The organism is Dehalobacter sp. MCB1 (assembly GCF_003590275.1).
In the GTDB taxonomy this organism is placed as follows: Bacteria; Bacillota; Desulfitobacteriia; order Desulfitobacteriales; family Syntrophobotulaceae; genus Dehalobacter.
Window position 1 is genome coordinate 71,609 of the sequence record NZ_LXPC01000008.1, and the last position, 17,678, is coordinate 89,286.

Annotated in this window: 19 protein-coding genes; 14 read left to right on the forward strand and 5 right to left on the reverse strand. The window is 42.7% G+C overall.

Going from position 1 to position 17,678, the window contains the following annotated elements; genetic code table 11:
- Nucleotides 1–943 precede the first annotated feature (943 nt).
- Nucleotides 944–2,581, forward strand: a complete 1,638-nt coding sequence (locus A7K50_RS04635; protein ID WP_243103643.1) for an HD domain-containing phosphohydrolase — start codon at nt 944–946, stop codon at nt 2,579–2,581.
- A 134-nt stretch (nt 2,582–2,715) separates the two neighbouring features.
- On the opposite strand, the gene A7K50_RS04640 is transcribed toward A7K50_RS04635, so the two are convergent.
- The 3 genes from A7K50_RS04640 to uvrC all read right to left on the reverse strand — a co-directional run bounded on the left by A7K50_RS04640 (nt 2,716) and on the right by uvrC (nt 5,952).
- On the reverse strand, nt 2,716–3,132 hold the full coding sequence (locus tag A7K50_RS04640; RefSeq protein WP_119774821.1) for a polymer-forming cytoskeletal protein: 417 nt from the start codon (nt 3,130–3,132) through the stop codon (nt 2,716–2,718).
- 17 nt (nt 3,133–3,149) lie between these two features.
- Complete coding sequence (locus A7K50_RS04645) at nt 3,150–4,043, reverse strand: M23 family metallopeptidase (RefSeq protein ID WP_119774822.1); 894 nt, start codon at nt 4,041–4,043, stop codon at nt 3,150–3,152.
- A 151-nt stretch (nt 4,044–4,194) separates the two neighbouring features.
- On the reverse strand, nt 4,195–5,952 hold the full coding sequence (gene uvrC / locus A7K50_RS04650; protein WP_119774937.1) for an excinuclease ABC subunit UvrC: 1,758 nt from the start codon (nt 5,950–5,952) through the stop codon (nt 4,195–4,197).
- 97 nt (nt 5,953–6,049) lie between these two features.
- Here uvrC and A7K50_RS04655 point away from each other — a divergent pair, with 97 nt between their 5' ends.
- Nucleotides 6,050–6,562: a hypothetical protein gene (locus tag A7K50_RS04655; RefSeq protein WP_020491700.1), complete on the forward strand. Its 513-nt coding sequence runs from the start codon at nt 6,050–6,052 to the stop codon at nt 6,560–6,562.
- 3 nt (nt 6,563–6,565) lie between these two features.
- Here the strand turns inward: A7K50_RS04655 and A7K50_RS04660 are convergent, their stop codons facing one another.
- Entirely contained in the window at nt 6,566–7,009 is a 444-nt protein-coding gene (locus A7K50_RS04660; protein ID WP_026156325.1) for a DMT family transporter, read from the reverse strand.
- 145 nt (nt 7,010–7,154) lie between these two features.
- Between A7K50_RS04660 and A7K50_RS04665 the strand changes: the two genes are divergently transcribed.
- The 5 genes from A7K50_RS04665 (at nt 7,155) to A7K50_RS04685 (ending at nt 10,694) form a co-directional block, all read left to right on the forward strand.
- Nucleotides 7,155–7,511, forward strand: coding sequence for a hypothetical protein (locus A7K50_RS04665; RefSeq protein WP_020491698.1), 357 nt, complete (start codon nt 7,155–7,157; stop codon nt 7,509–7,511).
- 201 nt (nt 7,512–7,712) lie between these two features.
- On the forward strand, nt 7,713–8,198 hold the full coding sequence (locus A7K50_RS04670; protein ID WP_026156324.1) for a metallophosphoesterase: 486 nt from the start codon (nt 7,713–7,715) through the stop codon (nt 8,196–8,198).
- A gap of 34 nt (nt 8,199–8,232) precedes the next feature.
- Entirely contained in the window at nt 8,233–8,868 is a 636-nt protein-coding gene (locus tag A7K50_RS04675; RefSeq protein WP_119774823.1) for a DUF2103 domain-containing protein, read from the forward strand.
- 102 nt (nt 8,869–8,970) lie between these two features.
- The gene (locus tag A7K50_RS04680) at nt 8,971–9,576 is read left to right on the forward strand and encodes an FMN-dependent NADH-azoreductase (protein WP_119774938.1); all 606 of its coding nucleotides are present in this window, start codon (nt 8,971–8,973) and stop codon (nt 9,574–9,576) included.
- 68 nt (nt 9,577–9,644) lie between these two features.
- Complete coding sequence (locus A7K50_RS04685) at nt 9,645–10,694, forward strand: GGDEF domain-containing protein (protein ID WP_243103644.1); 1,050 nt, start codon at nt 9,645–9,647, stop codon at nt 10,692–10,694.
- Between the two features lie 137 nt (nt 10,695–10,831).
- On the opposite strand, the gene A7K50_RS04690 is transcribed toward A7K50_RS04685, so the two are convergent.
- A complete protein-coding gene (locus A7K50_RS04690) occupies nt 10,832–12,124 on the reverse strand; it encodes a replication-associated recombination protein A (protein ID WP_119774824.1) in 1,293 nt (430 codons plus the stop codon).
- 208 nt (nt 12,125–12,332) lie between these two features.
- On the opposite strand from A7K50_RS04690, the gene A7K50_RS04695 reads away from it, so the two are divergent.
- From A7K50_RS04695 to A7K50_RS04725, 7 genes are all read left to right on the forward strand, one after another.
- The gene (locus A7K50_RS04695) at nt 12,333–12,776 is read left to right on the forward strand and encodes an Rrf2 family transcriptional regulator (RefSeq protein ID WP_119774825.1); all 444 of its coding nucleotides are present in this window, start codon (nt 12,333–12,335) and stop codon (nt 12,774–12,776) included.
- Nucleotides 12,777–12,850: 74 nt separating this feature from the next.
- Nucleotides 12,851–14,020: a cysteine desulfurase NifS gene (gene nifS / locus A7K50_RS04700; protein WP_119774826.1), complete on the forward strand. Its 1,170-nt coding sequence runs from the start codon at nt 12,851–12,853 to the stop codon at nt 14,018–14,020.
- Nucleotides 14,021–14,089: 69 nt separating this feature from the next.
- A complete protein-coding gene (gene nifU / locus A7K50_RS04705) occupies nt 14,090–14,464 on the forward strand; it encodes a Fe-S cluster assembly scaffold protein NifU (RefSeq protein ID WP_119774827.1) in 375 nt (124 codons plus the stop codon).
- Nucleotides 14,465–14,470: 6 nt separating this feature from the next.
- A complete protein-coding gene (gene mnmA / locus A7K50_RS04710) occupies nt 14,471–15,553 on the forward strand; it encodes a tRNA 2-thiouridine(34) synthase MnmA (protein ID WP_243103645.1) in 1,083 nt (360 codons plus the stop codon).
- 155 nt (nt 15,554–15,708) lie between these two features.
- Nucleotides 15,709–16,173, forward strand: a complete 465-nt coding sequence (locus A7K50_RS04715) for a PRC-barrel domain-containing protein (RefSeq protein ID WP_119774829.1) — start codon at nt 15,709–15,711, stop codon at nt 16,171–16,173.
- Nucleotides 16,170–16,373: a hypothetical protein gene (locus A7K50_RS04720; RefSeq protein WP_015042471.1), complete on the forward strand. Its 204-nt coding sequence runs from the start codon at nt 16,170–16,172 to the stop codon at nt 16,371–16,373. Before A7K50_RS04715 ends, A7K50_RS04720 begins: the two co-directional genes overlap by 4 nt.
- A gap of 196 nt (nt 16,374–16,569) precedes the next feature.
- Nucleotides 16,570–17,619: an AI-2E family transporter gene (locus tag A7K50_RS04725; protein ID WP_119774830.1), complete on the forward strand. Its 1,050-nt coding sequence runs from the start codon at nt 16,570–16,572 to the stop codon at nt 17,617–17,619.
- Nucleotides 17,620–17,678: the final 59 nt, after the last annotated feature.

The window sequence follows — 17,678 nt, forward strand, 5'->3', positions numbered from 1 at the left end:
GTTATTCTAGTGCATGAAACGGTCATTCGAGGGCGGGCCTAAGAATCCGCTAAGGGCATACCGATGAAGTTCCTGGTGGTGGCTTGGGACGCCCAGTCGTGGGCTGCTGCTGGGAGTTAAGGACAGAGGGGGATCTGCAATGGCATGTGGGCGCTACCCTTTATCCGTGGAGGCCCAGGTACGTGGTTTGAAACATAGCTACGGCTTGGGGATGAACCTGCATTAGGAAGGAACTTAGTGCAGTGTAGCCTGCCTTGAGGTGGAAAAGTTGGAAAGGCGATGATTGGTTAACTGGTGTTGGCAAACATCCGTTATACCTGCCGGAAATTCTTTTCTGCAAAAGAGGCTAGGGTGACCGGGAGTGTTAAGGAAAACTTCTAGAGCGTTTTATTGAGAAGGATTGAAGTGCGGACTAAGTGGCAATCAAGTTCTGAAAAATGGCGACATTTCAGACCAGGAGGAAGGGGAAACCGCCCTTGCAGGAAACCAAAGGGATTCTGGTGGGAAAACCTACTTGACCTAAGCCGCAACATTTACTTCTCCATATCCTACAATCCAATGGACTTACCATCAAAAGTGGTATGTAAGATAAGGTTCTGTGGTGTTGGGATAACCCCCTAAATAAGAGTAACTCCAAACCTATAAGATGCTGTTAATAGTTTTATACTGTTGGCAGTATCTTTTTGTAAATTTAGGGGTTTATATCGTGTCCCGAACCGCTTTTCGGCTATTGGCCATTCATGGCGCTTTAAATAAATATTTAATAATAAAAATATTTTGAAAAACAAAATTTTTCTTGAGTAAAATGTTTTATAAAAGTATAATTAAGAATAAATAAGGATTTTTTAAATTTAAAATGACGATCATCTGGTAGCCGATTTACACTTCTTCTAAGATTATAAAATTTCTTTTAGAAAGTGAGTAAGCATTTTTGCATACACATTTGGCTGTTGAAAAAAGGAATTTAATAAATTCATTAAAAAATAGACTCATATATGAACAATTGCTAAATAAAGTTTCTCTTATTACTCTTGAAGATAGTGATATAGACGATTGCATAAATAAAAGTCTTCAAGTTCTTGGAGAAACTCTATTAGTTAGTCGAGCCTATTTATTAGAACCTTATCAAGAAACAAATATAAATAATAATTTTGTATGGGTTTCGCCCGGTATCGTTCACGAAAAAAATAATCTTCATGATATGTCGGAATGTTTTACACCTTGGTTACTAAATCAAGTGGAAAATAATAAAATAATATGTTTTTCAGACATTGAAGATATTCCCGATGAGATCACAAAAAAAATAATACTTAACCAAAGGATAAAATCTCTTTTTATTATCCCGTTATTTGTTAAAAATATATACTACGGTTGCTTAGGTTTTGATGTATGGGGAAATTATCGTGAATGGCTGGAAGTTGATGTTAATTTTCTCCAGTCTATTGCTAGAATTCTTTGTTCAGCTATTGCAAATGATATGGCCAAAAAAAGCATGAATTTCGAACGTATTCAGTACTGTACTATGTTTGATAACATCAATGCGGGAATTTACGTTTCGGATATAGAAAACTACAAAATACTTTATGCAAATAAATTTATTAAAGATATTTATGGTAGAGAACCGATAGGAGAGTTATGCTATAAGGTCTTGCATAATAAGGATTATCCATGTATTTTTTGTACAAATCAAATTATAAAAGAAACCAAGGACAAACCATATATCTGGGAACATTATAATACTTTTGTAAATAAATATTTTGAAATTACCAATAAGATAATCCGTTGGAGGGACGGCAGGGATGTTCGCTTTGAATATATGTGTGAAATGTCAAAGTATAAGCAAGTGCAAACAGAATTATTAATGGAAAAGGAAGCAATTAAGTCATTGGAAGCAAAACTAAAAAAAACTAATGAGAAATTACAAATCCTTTCACAATCTACAATTACAGCATTAAGTGAACTGTTAGAACAAAAGGACTCATATACGGCTTCTCATCAAACGAATGTTGCTAATTTGTCTTGTGCTATAGCCAAAGAAATGAAATTACCGGAGGAACAAATTAAAGGAATAAAAGTAGCTGCACTACTACATGATATTGGAAAGATAGCTATACCTTTAGATATACTTAATAAACCTCGTAATTTAACAGATAATGAATTCAATTTAATCAAAGAGCATGTTCAGAATGGTTTTGAAGTTATTAAGACCTTAGAATTTTCCTGGCCAATTGCTAAAATAATTTTACAGCATCATGAAAGAATGAATGGCTCTGGGTACCCAAATGGTTTACGAAATAATGAAATACTTATAGAAGCAAAGATATTAGCTGTTGCGGATACGATAGATGCGATGTCTTCTCATAGACCTTATAGACCTGCCCGTGGTTTAGGAGAAGCAATGGCTGAAGTATTAAAACATAGTAATGTTTTATATGATAGTGAGGTAGTCAAAGCTTGTTTGTCAGTACTTATGAAAGAAAATAAAAAAAATAAAGTTATAACTCAAGAAATTTTTCAATATGCCTCTAACCATAGCGAAATTAATAAAATAAATAAAAATATCGTATGTTATAATATCTAAGAACTTAGACCTCAAGAAGATATGTTATTGGACGAAAAAATTCCCCATATTTGACACAGAGCTAAAAAAGGAGTTTTGTTGGGCTGCTGTTACAGCATTCCTGCAAAACTCCGACTCCGAATATGCATTGTTTCTTAGGACTTTTTTTCAGGGGAAGCATCATCGCGATGATCTATACTGTTAGAGACGATCGAACTTGTGCCGACAAAGATGGCGCCCTGGTCGATTTTAAGCTGTTTGGTGATGATGTCCCCACAGAGGTGGGAGGAAGGGCTTAATTCCAATAGGTCTCCGACCTTAATGTTCCCGCAGACAACACCGGTGATCGTTGCAGTGGCAGCAGTAATATTGGCTTTTACTGAGGCAGATTGACCGATGATCAAGTCACCCCCAACTTCAATAGTGCCTTCGAGCTTCCCGTCTATCCGAACATTGCCGACCGATACCAAAGACCCCTTGAGTTCACAGTCTTCAGCAATGTATGTAATATTTGTGTTCGTGCTGATATTACGGATAACCGGTTTTGTGTCGTTTTCTTTCTTACTAAACATTCTTAGCCGCTCCTTTTTTATTGCGTTTCGGTATATGTAGTAAAAATTGTCGGATCAACAAGTTCACCGTCAATATAGGCCTGGTAGTGAAGGTGGCTGCCGGTGCTCCGACCGGAATTTCCGCTGTACGCTACAACGTCGCCTTTCTGAATCGTGTCTCCTACTTTGACTGTCAGTTTGGAATTATGGGCATAAAACGTAACAACGCCATAACCGTGATCAATCTGCACCCTTCGTCCCCAATAACCGTCATAGCCCGCATAAGTGACGGTCCCGGCAGCAACCGCCTGGACAGGTGTACCATAATCGCAAGCAATATCAACACCGGAATGAAACTCACTGCTCCAACCCCCAAAAGGATTGCGGCGATAGCCAAAAGGTGAAGAGATCGGACCGTTGACCGGAAGAATGCTCGGTGTCCGGTTTAGCTTATCTTTGTATTCTACGGAAGCATCATAATACTCCTGCAAGGTTTCTACATGAGAATTGAGCAGATTTGAAGCCTGATCAAGGCTTTCCGGCTCGGAATATGACTGTACGGAGTAACTGCCGCGGCTGACTTCCGTCGTATTTTTCTGCTGGATTTTAAGAATGCCGGCAATTTTAGATTCCAGCGAGGAGATTGTTAACAAGTTCTGATTGATTTCGGATGTCTTTTCATTCAATCTTGCAATTTCCAGATCCTTGGTCTGCAGCTGGGCTTCAAGCTTATCGACATAGGCAATTTTTTGCTGATAAATATTGATGTAATAAGCCTGATAAATGTCATGAGCAAAAAGTCCCGTAAAAAAGATGACCAGTGCAGCTGAGCTAATAACAACCATTTTTTTCGCTTTAACTGAAAACTGAATCTGCCGGGGCGCTTTGTCGTGGTCAGGGTGGATGATAATAATTGAGTATTTGTGCTTCAAAATATCACTCCTGAATAAGACACAAAAAACGAAAATATTTTATATTTTCGCGTTTTTGTGAGGCATTAATCCATTTTCTAGAATATACGTGTTTGATTGTCTTGTCAAGACAGTCAAAAAATCATGATACAAAATAATATCATATCTACTTTTACGTGTGGTGAAAGTGGTTATAGACTTCTTGGGCGGTCACTGCCGACAAACCGGACTTGATAAATTCTTCAGGTGCAGCATTTTTGATCGCATCCAAGGAATCGAAAGTTCTGAGGAGCATTCTTTTTCGTTTTGGCCCAATTCCGGGAATCCCATCCAGCTCCGATGCGGTCATGTTTTTGATCCGCTGCTGTCTGTGAAAAGTGATCGCAAAACGGTGCACCTCGTCCTGGATTCGCTGGATCAGATAAAACACCTCAACTCTGGTGTCAATAGAAAGCTCACGGCCGGCCTGATTGATTAGACTGCGCGTTTCGTGACGGTCATTTTTAACCATACCGGCAACTGGAATGGTCAAACCTAGCTCCTTCAGAGTATCAAGCGCAGCTTTGACTTGTCCTTTTCCGCCATCAACCAGAATAAGATCCGGCATCGCTGATTCTTCCTTTAGCAGGCGGGAATAACGGCGCCCGATAATATGTTTAAGGTAAGCAGTGTCATCATTGGTGTCCGCGAGCGGAGCAATATTGAATTTCCGGTAGTTTGCCCGGGAGGGTTTTCCAGTTTTAAACTGAACCATACCACCGACGATATTACTGCCAAACAGCCCAGAAATATCGAAGGCTTCGATCGTATCGGCCTGAGCGATCCCGAGAAGTTCACATAACTCTGCCATCGTTTTCCGAATCTTTTCATTTTTGTCTTTTTCCAGATCCATTTTTTCTTTCAGAACAGTCTCAGCATTAGAGGCGGCCATTGCTAGAAGTTGTTTGGTCTTACCTCTTTTGGGTATGGTCAGAGGAAGGATGTCCATGACTGCAGTCGATTGGATTTCCGGAATACAAATCTCATCCGGAATGACCATTTCGTCCGCATAGTACTGGACCAGAAACGAAAGAAATGATTCTTCCGGTTCATCATAGTAGGCGAAGAAGAAACTGTCCCGGGTAACCAATTTGCCCTGACGGAAACAGAAGACCTGAATATTCATTAGCTCTTCATTAAACGCGTAGGCCACGATATCACGGTTTCGCAAATCACTTAGCGTAATATTTTGTTTTTCATTGATGGTTTTCAGGTCATGAATGAGATCCCGGTATTCTCTGGCTGCCTCAAACTGCAGCGCTTCAGCGGCTTTGCTCATTTTTTCTTCCAGCCAGTCAATGATACTTTTTTGATTGCCGCGGAGGAACATGGTGGCTTTATCAAGGACTTCCTGATATTGTTCAGGCTCAATAGGATGAATACACGGACCGAGGCATTGTCCAATATGATAATAAAGACAGGATTTAGCAGGGATCTGACTGCATTTGCGGAAAGGAAGTAGCCGGTTTAGTAGGCGAGCAGTTTCTCTGGCCGCTGTTGCATTGGGATAGGGACCAAAATATTTGCCGGCTTTTTTGGAAACTTTACGGGTAACAATAATCCGAGGGTGTTTTTCAGATGTTATTAATATATAAGGATAAGATTTATCATCCTTCAACATAATGTTATAGTATGGGTCATGTTTTTTGATAAGGTTACATTCGAGCAAGAGAGCCTCAACTTCAGAAGATGTCAGGATATATTCAAAGTCGGTAATTTCACTGACAAGTTTCTGGGTCTTCTGATCATGGGACCCTGTAAAATAAGACCTTACCCGGTTTTTCAGTACCTTGGCTTTTCCGACGTAAATAATCTTACCGGCAGCATTTTTCATCAAATAAACGCCAGGATTATCCGGCAGCAATTTTAGTTTTTTTTGCAGTAAATCTATCAAAATTTTCACCTCAGTTAAATTGTAGGGGGAATATTTAAAAGTTGCAACGTCATATTCTCCAATAAAAGGACGTATATTTTCTTGGGGTGGTATTATGCGCAGCAATGCCTGGGGACGTCCTCCTCAAAATGACATCTGGGGCGATATTAAAGTGCTCGCTTTATGGATATTCATCGTCGGTATCGTCGGTTATTTGCTATTCCCGGATTTTTTTCATAATGTTTACGACCAGCTAACCTCTGCAACTGCAGAAACGGGAGAAATAAGTGAAATTACGCTGCCAACCTCAAGTGAGGTTCAGGATACCACAACAGGGGATGAGTCAGATACAACAAGTGTCTATAATTCCATCTACACTGGGGACAGTGAAATCTCAGACGGATACTGGGCGCTGTTTGTCGGCAACAACGAGTTTCAGCAACTTTCTTTGTCGACAGAGAGCTATTCCTACATTATAAGGCTGATTGATGGAGATCGGAAAGGGGAAGCAACAAAAATATTGCTGCTTTCCGCAAATGGCAATATTCACAAATATGTAGTCACAGAAGAAGTTTATAATATTCTTTTGAATTTAAATATGATCAATAACCGTTCCGGAACAATATAGAATTTACTTGAACAGCAGCTTTGCCCCAACGACAAAAAGTGCAAGACCCAGCAACTGCCACGGATTCCAGCTTATTCTTTGGACCCCGAAAAGACCAAAGTGGTCAATGATGACCGCAAGACCGACCTGTCCAAGAATGATGGCCGTCGTGGCATTGCATACGCCAATCCTAGATATCGTTATGGCGACTAAGGCAACGATCCCAACACTCAACGCTCCTCCTAAATAGAGATACCAGGGGATTTGCAGCCATTTATGCGCAAACATAGGTACTTTCCAAGCCAATACGGCCAGTAGGGCAATTAAACTGCCGATGATGTGTACGATCAGCGTCGAAGAAAGCAAAGAAGTTTTTTGCGTCAGCTGTGAATTTAGCGTTCCCTGCACGGCCATTGCAGCTCCGGAGATTGCTGCTAGAACAGCAGGCAGTGAAAAAAAATTTAACATACTCTAACCTCCACTAAATATGCACATATATTAAAATAAGGATTCATGATGGGCAAGAACACCAAGTGAGTTAAAAATATAGTAGTATTTGTTCCGTCTTACAGGGAAAAATGTTGATAAGCAGCTAATGAAAAGAGGTGGCAGAATGAATATAGATCCTGAACTGGTTAGAAGGGCGCAGATATTGCTTACTTTAGATCATTCTTTGTCTCAGGTTAAAGAAATTCTTTTACGGGAAGGATACCCGGATGATCAAGTGGCTGATCTGATAGATGCTACGGAAGAAGTACTTAATTATTTTGTTCCGCCTGTGTTCGACGACAATAAAATTGCGATAGATATCCGCCATTCCAATAAAGACATTGACAGTGATCCGAGCCCCGATCTGCTTGTAGACCGATTCAGCGGCAAGATAGAGTTACTTACTCCTCATCTGCAGGAAACCTGGAGGGTTGCCAACGAAATCCGCAAAACCTTAAAATGTCAATGCCAATATCTTTAACGTTTTATAACCATGAAGAGAACAGAGATAAATATCTCTGTTTATTTTTAGATATTGTCTGTCAAATTATGTAGACAGCTATTGGCAAATCAGCAATTTTTCATTACTATTATAGAAATACGAAGTTAACCAAAAATCCAAAAAAGTATTGAAATGAGGAACATGTATCCAGGTCAGCCTAACATATTAGGGAGGAAAGAAATGAAAATTGCCATTCTTTCTGATACACATATTCGCTATGGACGGAAACTCCCATCATTTGTCTGGAATGTTTTAAGTGAGGTTGATACAATCATTCACGCAGGAGATGTTGTGACGAAGAGTCTGATTGAGGAACTGGATTTGATTGCACCGGTCATTGCAGTCAGAGGAAACTGTGATTGGCTATTGGATGAGCTGCCAGAGAAAATCATAGCGAAACTAGGTCCTCTAAGGATTGGTGTTACGCATGGTTATCTTGGATCCGGAAAGAATACCCCGGAAAGGGCTTACAATTTTTTTTCGGGAGAAAATGTAGATATGATTATCTTCGGACACAGCCATATACCTTATAAAAATGTTTATGAAGGGGTATTGCTATTCAATCCGGGATCGCCGACGGAAAGAAGAGGACAGCCACAGTTTTCCATGGGTTTATTGAAATTAAGTGAAAAAGGGAGTTTCGATATCCAGCATCTGTTTTTTTAATTACTTTTGCCATCACGCAGTCTGAGGTTTTAATATGAAATTTCGTCGCAATAAAATTAAAAGAGAACACAGTATCATTACCGGTGCCCTGGACTGGCTGGAGGATTTGAGTAAGTACCGCGAAATCACCGACATCATTCCTGGGGTGATCGATGTAACCAATACCAGGGAACGCGGTGCAGCTTATCAGTACGAAACACCGACCGGATGCAAGATTCTCCTAAAAAATGGCGGATCTGTTCAGGAGGCCTTTGTCGTTACCCGGAACCCTGAGGTAGTCAGGGAATGGGCGGCAAAGCTCATGGGAGAAATCAATTATTTTCAGGCAAACCTCGAAGAGACCTGGGATGCCCTCTCGCAGAAAGATCACCAGAAAACGGAAACTAGGTCTTCCAAACCAAAAGCTTCGGATCGGACAAAGTCGGCAAAAGGATCAGTCCGGGAAACTTCCGAAACCTTGCTCAGCAGCAGGGACGCTCTGCTTGTCGGGATTAAAGAAGATTATCAGCTCGTGGAAATCAATCAGGGTCTTCGGGATTCCTATGTCGAAAGTCTTGCCAGCATGGGGGATCTGAAAGATCCTAAATTGGAAGACGGCTTACAACTGGAAATGCGCCAGGCGCTGGAGAAACTGCAGGAAAAACTCCAAGGGGAAACTCAGCAAAAGTAGCCAAAGCAAACATAATTGTTTTGGTTTGAAATGGCAGTCATAGCTTTATCAAAAATGACTCAAACTATTTGAAGATTGTCAATGATTATGGAGGATAAAATTGTGGCTAAAGTACTGTATATTAAAGCAAATCCCAAGTCGGACGAGCAGTCGAGGACGCTTCGTCTCTCAGGGAGTTTTATCACCACGTACAGGCAAAACAATCCTGGTGATGAGATTATTACCCACGATCTTTACCAGGAAGGTGTCAAGCCGCTGTCTGCAGGGGATCTACAAACTGTTTTTGGTCCGAAGGACACGGATTCAATCAATCATCATGTTTTAAAGTATGCTTATGAGTTCAAGGCCAGTGATAAAATCATTATCGCTGCTCCAATGTGGAATCTCAGTTTTCCATCCATTCTAAAAAGTTATCTGGATTATATTACGGTCACCGGGATTACCTTTCATTATACTGAACAAGGCCCAGTGGGCTTATGCCAGGAAAAAAAAGCTGTTCATATCGTAACCCGGGGCGGTACTTATTCGGAAGGGGCAGGTGCTGCTTATGAAATGGGTGACAGATACTTAAGAACAATTTTTGGTTTTCTGGGCATCACCGACTTCACAACAATCGCTGCGGAACAACTTGATGTTATCGGATTTGATGCGCAGGGAGAGCTTTCCAAAAAAATGCAGGAAGCCGAAGAAAAAGCCAGAACATTTTAAAGCTAGATGTAGCATCTTGTAAAAATATACTTCCAAAATTATGATTGTTATCCAAAAAATATCATGTTATGATTTTTAATATGACTGGTATTAATTTGAGAAGAATAGAGATGGGGTTAGTGAAGGAAACGAATCTTAAGCAGGGGTTTTATCTAGTCCTGTTAAAGGCCATGATACTACTATCGGCCTTTTCCATTATTGGAAATCTAGCAGTAGGCTACTCATTAAGCCTCAATATTAAATGGATTTTTTTAATTGTTTTGGCAGTATGTAGTATATTATATGAAAGACATAAAGGTTTTTCCGACCGCAGCAAATTCTTGTTTTTTTTGGTTCTGACAGGGATTGTTCTGCCTTTAAGTTTTATCGATGCCGGAGGAAGTAACAGCTTTACGATTGCGTATGTATTTTTTCTCTTGATTATCGTCAGTTATATTCTGGACGGTTGGTACCGTAATACAATTATCGCTGTGATTATTCTGGCTTTTATGGGTGTCCACACTTACTCCCGTTATTTCCCGGAAAGGATACCCGTACTGGACTCCGACAGTTTCTTTGTGGATCAGCTGATTCAAGTCCCAATTGTCTTGCTTTTGAGTTTCTTAGTTGTACGCTATTTTGCTGACGCTTACTACCAGACGAACCGAAGACTCATGCAACTTGCTCATTTTGATGAGCTGACAGGGCTACTGAACCGAAGAAATTTTAATGAGATTCTGCAGAAACAATTTGAATCGGGAAATCACAACGGTCATTTGATCATGCTTGATGTCGATAATTTTAAGATGATTAATGATAAAGAAGGACATCTAGCCGGAGACGATGGACTGAAACATTTGGGGGCTATTTTAAGGCAGTATTTTGATAATGGGAAAAATATGATCAGCCGCTGGGGCGGCGATGAATTTATTATTATTTATTTTGGTGAAAGCGGGCATGTGGAGACGGTTTTGGAACAAGTCAAAAAAGAATTTAAAGAATATGTGAAAAATATTGAACCGATGGTCGACATTACTTTCGGGATTGCCCCGTTACAGGGATGCCAGACCCCGAATGATGTACTGGCAAAAGCGGATCAAGTCATGTATGAAAAGAAAAGAGAAAAGAAGAACAGTTAGCCAGATTCTCTTTTCTCAGTTATCAAAATTATTGATGTACACTTGTGCTGAAAACAGTGAGGTGTTCATTTTTTTTGCTCCAGTTTTTTAATTGTTGCCAACTATTTGCCATTGATTCTCACTGATGGGTAAGTTTATTAAGACGGTTTTCCCCTGTTCTTGTCTAGCCCCCGGCTGGTCGGGTTAAAGAATTTTGCTCCTTTGGCTTCTTCGGGCAGGTAGTTCTGTTCGACCCAGTTATCTGGATATGCATGCGGGTAAAGATAGTCTAAACCATGGCCAAACTTCTTGGCACCGGGATAAGAGGCATCCTTCAGATGCAGCGGCACTTGTCCGGCTTTGTTCGTTTTGACGTATTGCTGAGCCTGATTAATAGCCTCTACAACAGAATTGCTCTTCGGAGCAGTCGCGATAGCCAGGACGGCCTGTGCCATCGGTATTCTGGCTTCAGGCAGGCCAACCCACTCTAAGGCATTTGCTGCGGCGTGGGCCTGGAGCATGACTGTCGGATCAGCAAGGCCGACGTCCTCGGAAGCATGCACGATGATCCTGCGCATGATGAACCGCGGGTCCTCACCAGATTCCAGCAGAACAGCGAACCAATACAAGGCTGCATCAGGATCGGACCCCCGCATACTTTTGATCATCGCCGAAATCATGTCGTAATGGTTGTCCCCATTTTTGTCAAAACGGAAGTGTCTTTCCTGAACGGATTCTATGGCGGTTTCTAGATCAATCCTGCGGACCCCGTCTTCAGGAGCTGTGGTCAGAACTGCAAGTTCGAGTGCATTTAAGGCCCGGCGCAAATCTCCGCCGGCGAAATCCAGCCAATGCTGAAATGCTTCTGCTGTAATCTCCGTATGGTAATTACCAAGACCTCGCTCTTTGTCCTTCAAGGCATTATCAAGCCCAAGACGGAGTTCCTGTTCTGAAAGAAGATCCAGCCTGAAAATCGTGGAACGGCTTAAAAGAGCAGCGTTGATTTCAAAATACGGATTTTCAGTAGTTGCTCCAATAAAAGTGATCATACCACGTTCAATAGCCGGCAGAAGAACATCCTGCTGGCCTTTGTTGAAGCGGTGGACTTCATCGCAGAACACAAGTGTTTTCTGCTGATAAAGATGCAGCTTTTCCTCGGCTTTCTCCAGGATTTCTCTAAGTTCTTTGACGCCGGAAGAAACAGCATTAATCCGGATAAAGTTCGAGGTTGTTTTATTGGCGATGACCTGAGCCAGGGATGTTTTACCCGTTCCGGGCGGCCCGTATAAAATGATGGATGTCACCCGGTCTGCCTCAATGGCGCGGCGCAGGAGTTTGCCGGGCCCGAGAATTTCCTGTTGGCCGATAAATTCTTCAAGCGTACGGGGACGCATTCTCTCGGCCAGGGGAGCAACTTTACCGGAGTCAAAAGCAGCCGAAAAAAGATTCATTTTCTTTTTCCTCCAAAATTATTCTTGCGGATATACTTCAATTAATAAATCAACAATAAAAAGGAAATGTTATGAAAGATGAATCCATTATAACAAATAAAATTGCAAAAGAATAACCAGAATGCTTATTGACAAATTCCGATTGGTTTAGTAGGATATAAACGTACTGACGAAGGGCAAACATTTTGCATAGCATGAGGTGAATTGTGTGAGATTTTCTACCAGAGGCAGATATGGGGTACAAATCATGGTTGATTTAGCCCAGCATGCGGCTGATGGTCCGGTTTCCCTGAAGTCTGTCGCTGACAGGCAGAAACTATCTGAGCATTATCTGGAACAACTCGTTCCTGAGCTGCGTAAGGCGGGGCTAGTCAGAAGCATCCGGGGGCCCCAGGGCGGGTATGAACTGGCCAAGCGTCCAGAACAAATCAATATCGGTGATGTGATCAGGGTACTGGAAGGACCGATCGCACCAGTCGAGTGTGTTACCCAGTCGGAAGAAGACTGCTGCCAGAAAACAGATTTCTGCGTAACGCGGGAAGTATGGGTGAAGGTTAGGGATTCCATCAACGGTGTTGTTGATTCCATTTCTCTGGCAGATTTACTGAAAGAAGCAGGCAATGGTGGAGAAAACTTGGAATTTCTTCGATAAGATTCGAGATCATGATTTTGCTTAGATCTGTCAGAAAATCTGTGTCAGGTAATAGCTATATAATGGAGGATAAAATGAAACGAATATATTTGGATCATAGCGCCACAACACCGGTCGACCCGCAGGTGGCAGAATTAATGATGGTATACTTTACAGAGTACTATGGAAACCCATCCAGTGTACATTCCTTTGGAAGACAAGTTCATAAGGCCATCGACGAAGCCAGAGAACAGGTTGCATCTCTGATTGGAGCAAATCCTTCGGAGATTACCTTTACCAGCGGCGGAACGGAAGCTGATAACCTAGCCATTCAGGGTGCCGCCAGAACAAGCGTAAAAAAAGGTACGCACCTGATAACTTCGGCGATTGAGCACCATGCTGTTCTGGATACTTTTAAATACCTGGCTAAAAACGGCTACGAAATAACCATTGTGCCGGTTGATGAGGAAGGCTTGGTAAGTGTTCAGGATATAGAAAAGGCAATCCGTCCGGACACGATTTTAATCAGTATTATGCACGCCAACAACGAGGTTGGGTCGATTCAGCCTGTCGCTGAAATAGGCCGGATTGCCAGGGAAAAAGGGGTCCTGTTCCATGTCGACGCCGTCCAGTCTCTTGGAAAACTGCCAATCGATGTAAATCAAATGAATGTCGATCTGTTAACGATATCGAGCCATAAAATCTATGGCCCTAAAGGGGTCGGTGCTTTATACATCCGCAAAGGCGTCAGGATTTCTCCGCTTGTTTTTGGCGGTTCGCAGGAAAGAAAAGTCCGTTCCGGTACGGAAAATGCTCCGGGGATCATTGGTTTTGGCAAAGCCTGTGAGTTGGCCGGACAAAGGATGGCAGACGAAAATATTGAACTGGTTAGACTCCGTGATAAATTATTCGACGGAATCCTCGCCAGCATTGATCGTGTCAAGGTGAACGGTCCGCGTGGCGCCAAGCGTCTTCCGAACAATGTCAATATCAGTATTAATTTCATTGAAGGAGAATCACTGCTCTTAAGTCTCGATTTGGTTGGAATAGCCGGTTCCAGCGGTTCGGCCTGTACTTCGGGATCTTTGGATCCTTCGCATGTTTTACTGGCCATGGGTTTAAGCCACGAGGTTGCCCATGGTTCTCTGAGGCTCTCGCTTGGCAGACAGAATACGGATGAAGAGATCGATTATGTGTTACAGGAGCTTCCGAAGATCGTGCAGCGCTTAAGAGAAATGTCTCCTTTATATCATAAAGCAATTTGAGCTAGTTAAAGCAAATAGATAGTTCCTCAAAGCAAGCTGAAAGACAGGAATAAGACAGGAGTGAATCAGATGTATTCAGAAAAAGTAATCGATCATTTTACGAATCCCCGTAACGTAGGTGACATTGAAAATGCAAATGGCGTTGGGCAAGTCGGCAACGCCAAGTGCGGCGACATTATGCGGATTTCAATGGTTGTTGAAAACGATGTTATCAAAGATATCAAGTTTAAGACATTTGGCTGCGGGGCTGCGGTAGCAACCAGTAGTATGGTTACGGAAATGGTCAAAGGCAAAAGCGTGAATGAAGCCTTAGATATTTCGAATGCTGCTGTTGCCGAAGCCCTTGGAGGTTTGCCTGAAGCCAAGCTGCACTGTTCCAATCTTGCCGCAGATGCTGTTCATGAAGCTATCAAAGACTACATCCAGAAAAAGACCAAGGTCTGAGGAAGGATGAAGGTTAAACGTATGAAAGTTGCTGTTGGAATGAGTGGCGGCGTGGATAGTTCCACCGCCGCTGCTTTACTTCAAGAAAATGGTCATGAGGTGATCGGAGTCACCATTGTGACCCATGAAGGCGGACTTGCTGAAACCGCTGCGCTGGAAGCAGCTGAGCAGCTCAGAATACCGCTGCATGTGCTTGATTTCCGGACGGTTTTTAAACAGGAAGTCATTGATTCGTTTGCGGAGAGCTACTACAGAGGGGAAACGCCAAATCCGTGTGTGCTGTGTAACCGGAAAATCAAATTTGGAGAATTGCTGAAACAGTCGCACAAACTTGGTGCCGACTATCTTGCGACCGGTCATTATGTTCGGAAAATGGTTGACGAAACTTCAGGCCGCTGGCTGATCCAAACCGGGCTGGACGCGAAAAAAGACCAGAGTTATGTGTTATACTCCTTAAGCCAGGAGCAGATTGCCCATGCACTTTTCCCGCTTGGTGATTATACGAAAGAACAGGTCAGGGACTTGGCGAGGAACAGAAAATTGACAGCTGCTGACAGCAGTGAGAGTCAGGAAATCTGTTTTATTCCTGACAACAACTATGCGGAATATATTAGGACGGCAATGGGCAAAGATTCTGAACCAGGTGATTTCACGGATTTCTCCGGCCGCATTATCGGCAGACACAGGGGATTGATCCATTATACGGTCGGACAGCGGAAGGGATTAGGGGTAACATTTGGTAAACCAATGTTTGTGGCTTCGATTGACCCGGTTGGCAACTGGGTAATACTTGGAGAAGGAAATGATCTCTATACCGATGTTCTTTGGGCGACAGATCTGAACTGGATTGCTCTGGAAAGGCTGTCCGACCCCTTGAAGGTGCAGGCCAAGATTCGTTACAAGGCGAATCCCGCAGCAGCTGTTCTTTATCCTGAAAATAATCTTGTCAGGGTTCAGTTTGAGACTCCGCAGCGGGCAGTTACTCCCGGTCAGTCGGTTGTGTTCTATGACGGGCCGACGGTGTTGGGAGGAGGGGTTATTGTATCGGATAAGTGCGGAATCCGCCAAGATCTTCTTGAGGCAGAATAAGAAGTGATTGCCGAAGGGCTGACCCGTGCGAAATATTTCTTTCAGCGATATTTCAGTTTTATGTCATAATATAAAATGCAATATTGCTGAAAGGAATATTATCCTGATATTCCGGCAATAATACCGGATATAATCCTAAGGCAAATGAGGGAATTATGCGGAGGATGAGAGATATTGTCCGGCTCCCGGTGATTGATCTAAATTCCGGGGAACGTCTGGGCTGGGTAAAAGATATCCTATATAATGAAAAAGACAATACGGTTTCCGGCATCATCGTGGAAAAAGATTCTCTGCTCACGCACCCGCTCGAAGACATGAGCAGAGATGATATCGTATCTTTCGGCAAGGATTCCCTTGCTGTTAAGAACCCAGAAGGGAAAAAGATTTCAGGTGCATCCTGGTCTCAGAAAGTCGGAAACAAAGTTTTTAATGGAGAAGGCGATATCAAAGGAACGATAGGCGATATCTATGTGGACAACACAGTCCAAAAAGTACTTGGTTATGAAATATCAGACGGTCTTTTTGCGGATTTGATGAAGGGCAGGGAGGCTGTATTTGAGGAAAACATTCTTTGCGAGAGCCAGGATGTTGTTGTGATTGAAGGAGGTTCATTGTCATGATTTGCCCGGTTTGCGGGGGACGACAGACCGGAAAGGTCGGTGTGGAACAATACTATTGCTGGGACTGTTTTATTGAATTCAACAGTCATACCGATCAGGTAGTCGTATTTGATTTGGAAGAAGATGGGACACTGGTAGCGTGGGAAGATTTCTTCCTTGAAAGCGAGCAGATCGTTCAGGCTCAGGCAGCTGCTGAATGACGCCGAATTGCCATGTCTATACCTTCATACCGTACATGCGTAGGATAGAGTTGGCGCTTCGCTTATACCATGGATGGCAAGTAGCGGCAAGGCCAAGAAGCTAAGGCCACGGCCTGTCCATCGGGGGTTGGGATTTTCAAATTCATTTTGAAAAGACCGCCCTTTATTTGTCTTAAAACATAACTGGGAGGCGAGTATGGGACAGACCAAGCTGCGTTGGATTTTTGGCATCTTGTTGGCTATAGCAGGTTTCCTTCTGTTTATGAAGGTTAAAAAGATTGCTTTTTCTTTTGCAGCAGGCGCCGTTATAGCCTATCTTTTAAGTCCCATGGTCAATTGGCTCGAAAAAAAAGGCCTGCGCCGACGGTGGGCAATTGCCTTGATTTTCCTTTGGATTGTGGTTTTGCTTGCTGTGCTGTTTTTGTTACTGCTGCCCACGTTTTACCTGGAGCTTGGAAGACTGTCCGTTGTACTGCCAGAGAGACTGGAAGTCATTTACCATTATGTACAAACTGGGAAAAGTGTCTACCCGCAAAATATCCTGCCTGAAGAGCTCAGCAGATTAATGGATAAAAAACTGATTCAGGGGCAATCCTATCTGACCGGCTGGCTGGAAAAGGTCATGGAAAATATTCCGGCTTTGCTTTCTTCCATCGGATTAATCGTTCTTTCCCCAATTCTGGCCATCTATTTTTTGGCGGACTGGAGAAAAATCGCGGACGGGGTTTTAATGCTTGTTCCTGGCAGGATGAGGGAGCAGTGGCACAAGGTATTACAGGAAATCGATTATGTGATCAAACGGTATATCCAGGGCAATATGATTGATGCGGTCATCGTCGGCCTTCTGATCGGCATAGGGATTAAGCTCATCGGTATGGAATATGCGCTGATTATCGGGATCATTTGCGGAATTACCAATCTGATCCCGTATTTTGGTCCGATCTTAGGCGGCATACCGTCAATTTTACTGGGCTTAAGCAGATCCCCTCTGATGGCTGTAAAAGTCGCCCTGGTCATCTTCATTGTCCAGCAGCTGGACAGCAATCTGATTAATCCGCGTCTGATGAGTAATAAAATCGGGCTTCATCCGCTCTGGGTCGTTTTTGCTCTTTTGGCCGGCGGGGAAATCGGCGGTTTGCTCGGAATGCTTTTTGCCGTTCCATTGACGGCAGTCCTGCGTATCATCATCAAAAATGTTTATTATTATCTGGTTGCACCGCGAGATCTGAAGTCAACGAAGAATTAAGTAGGTTTTGCGGTGGTCAGGTCTGTTGACAGGCAACTTCTCTTTTGGCTATACTTATT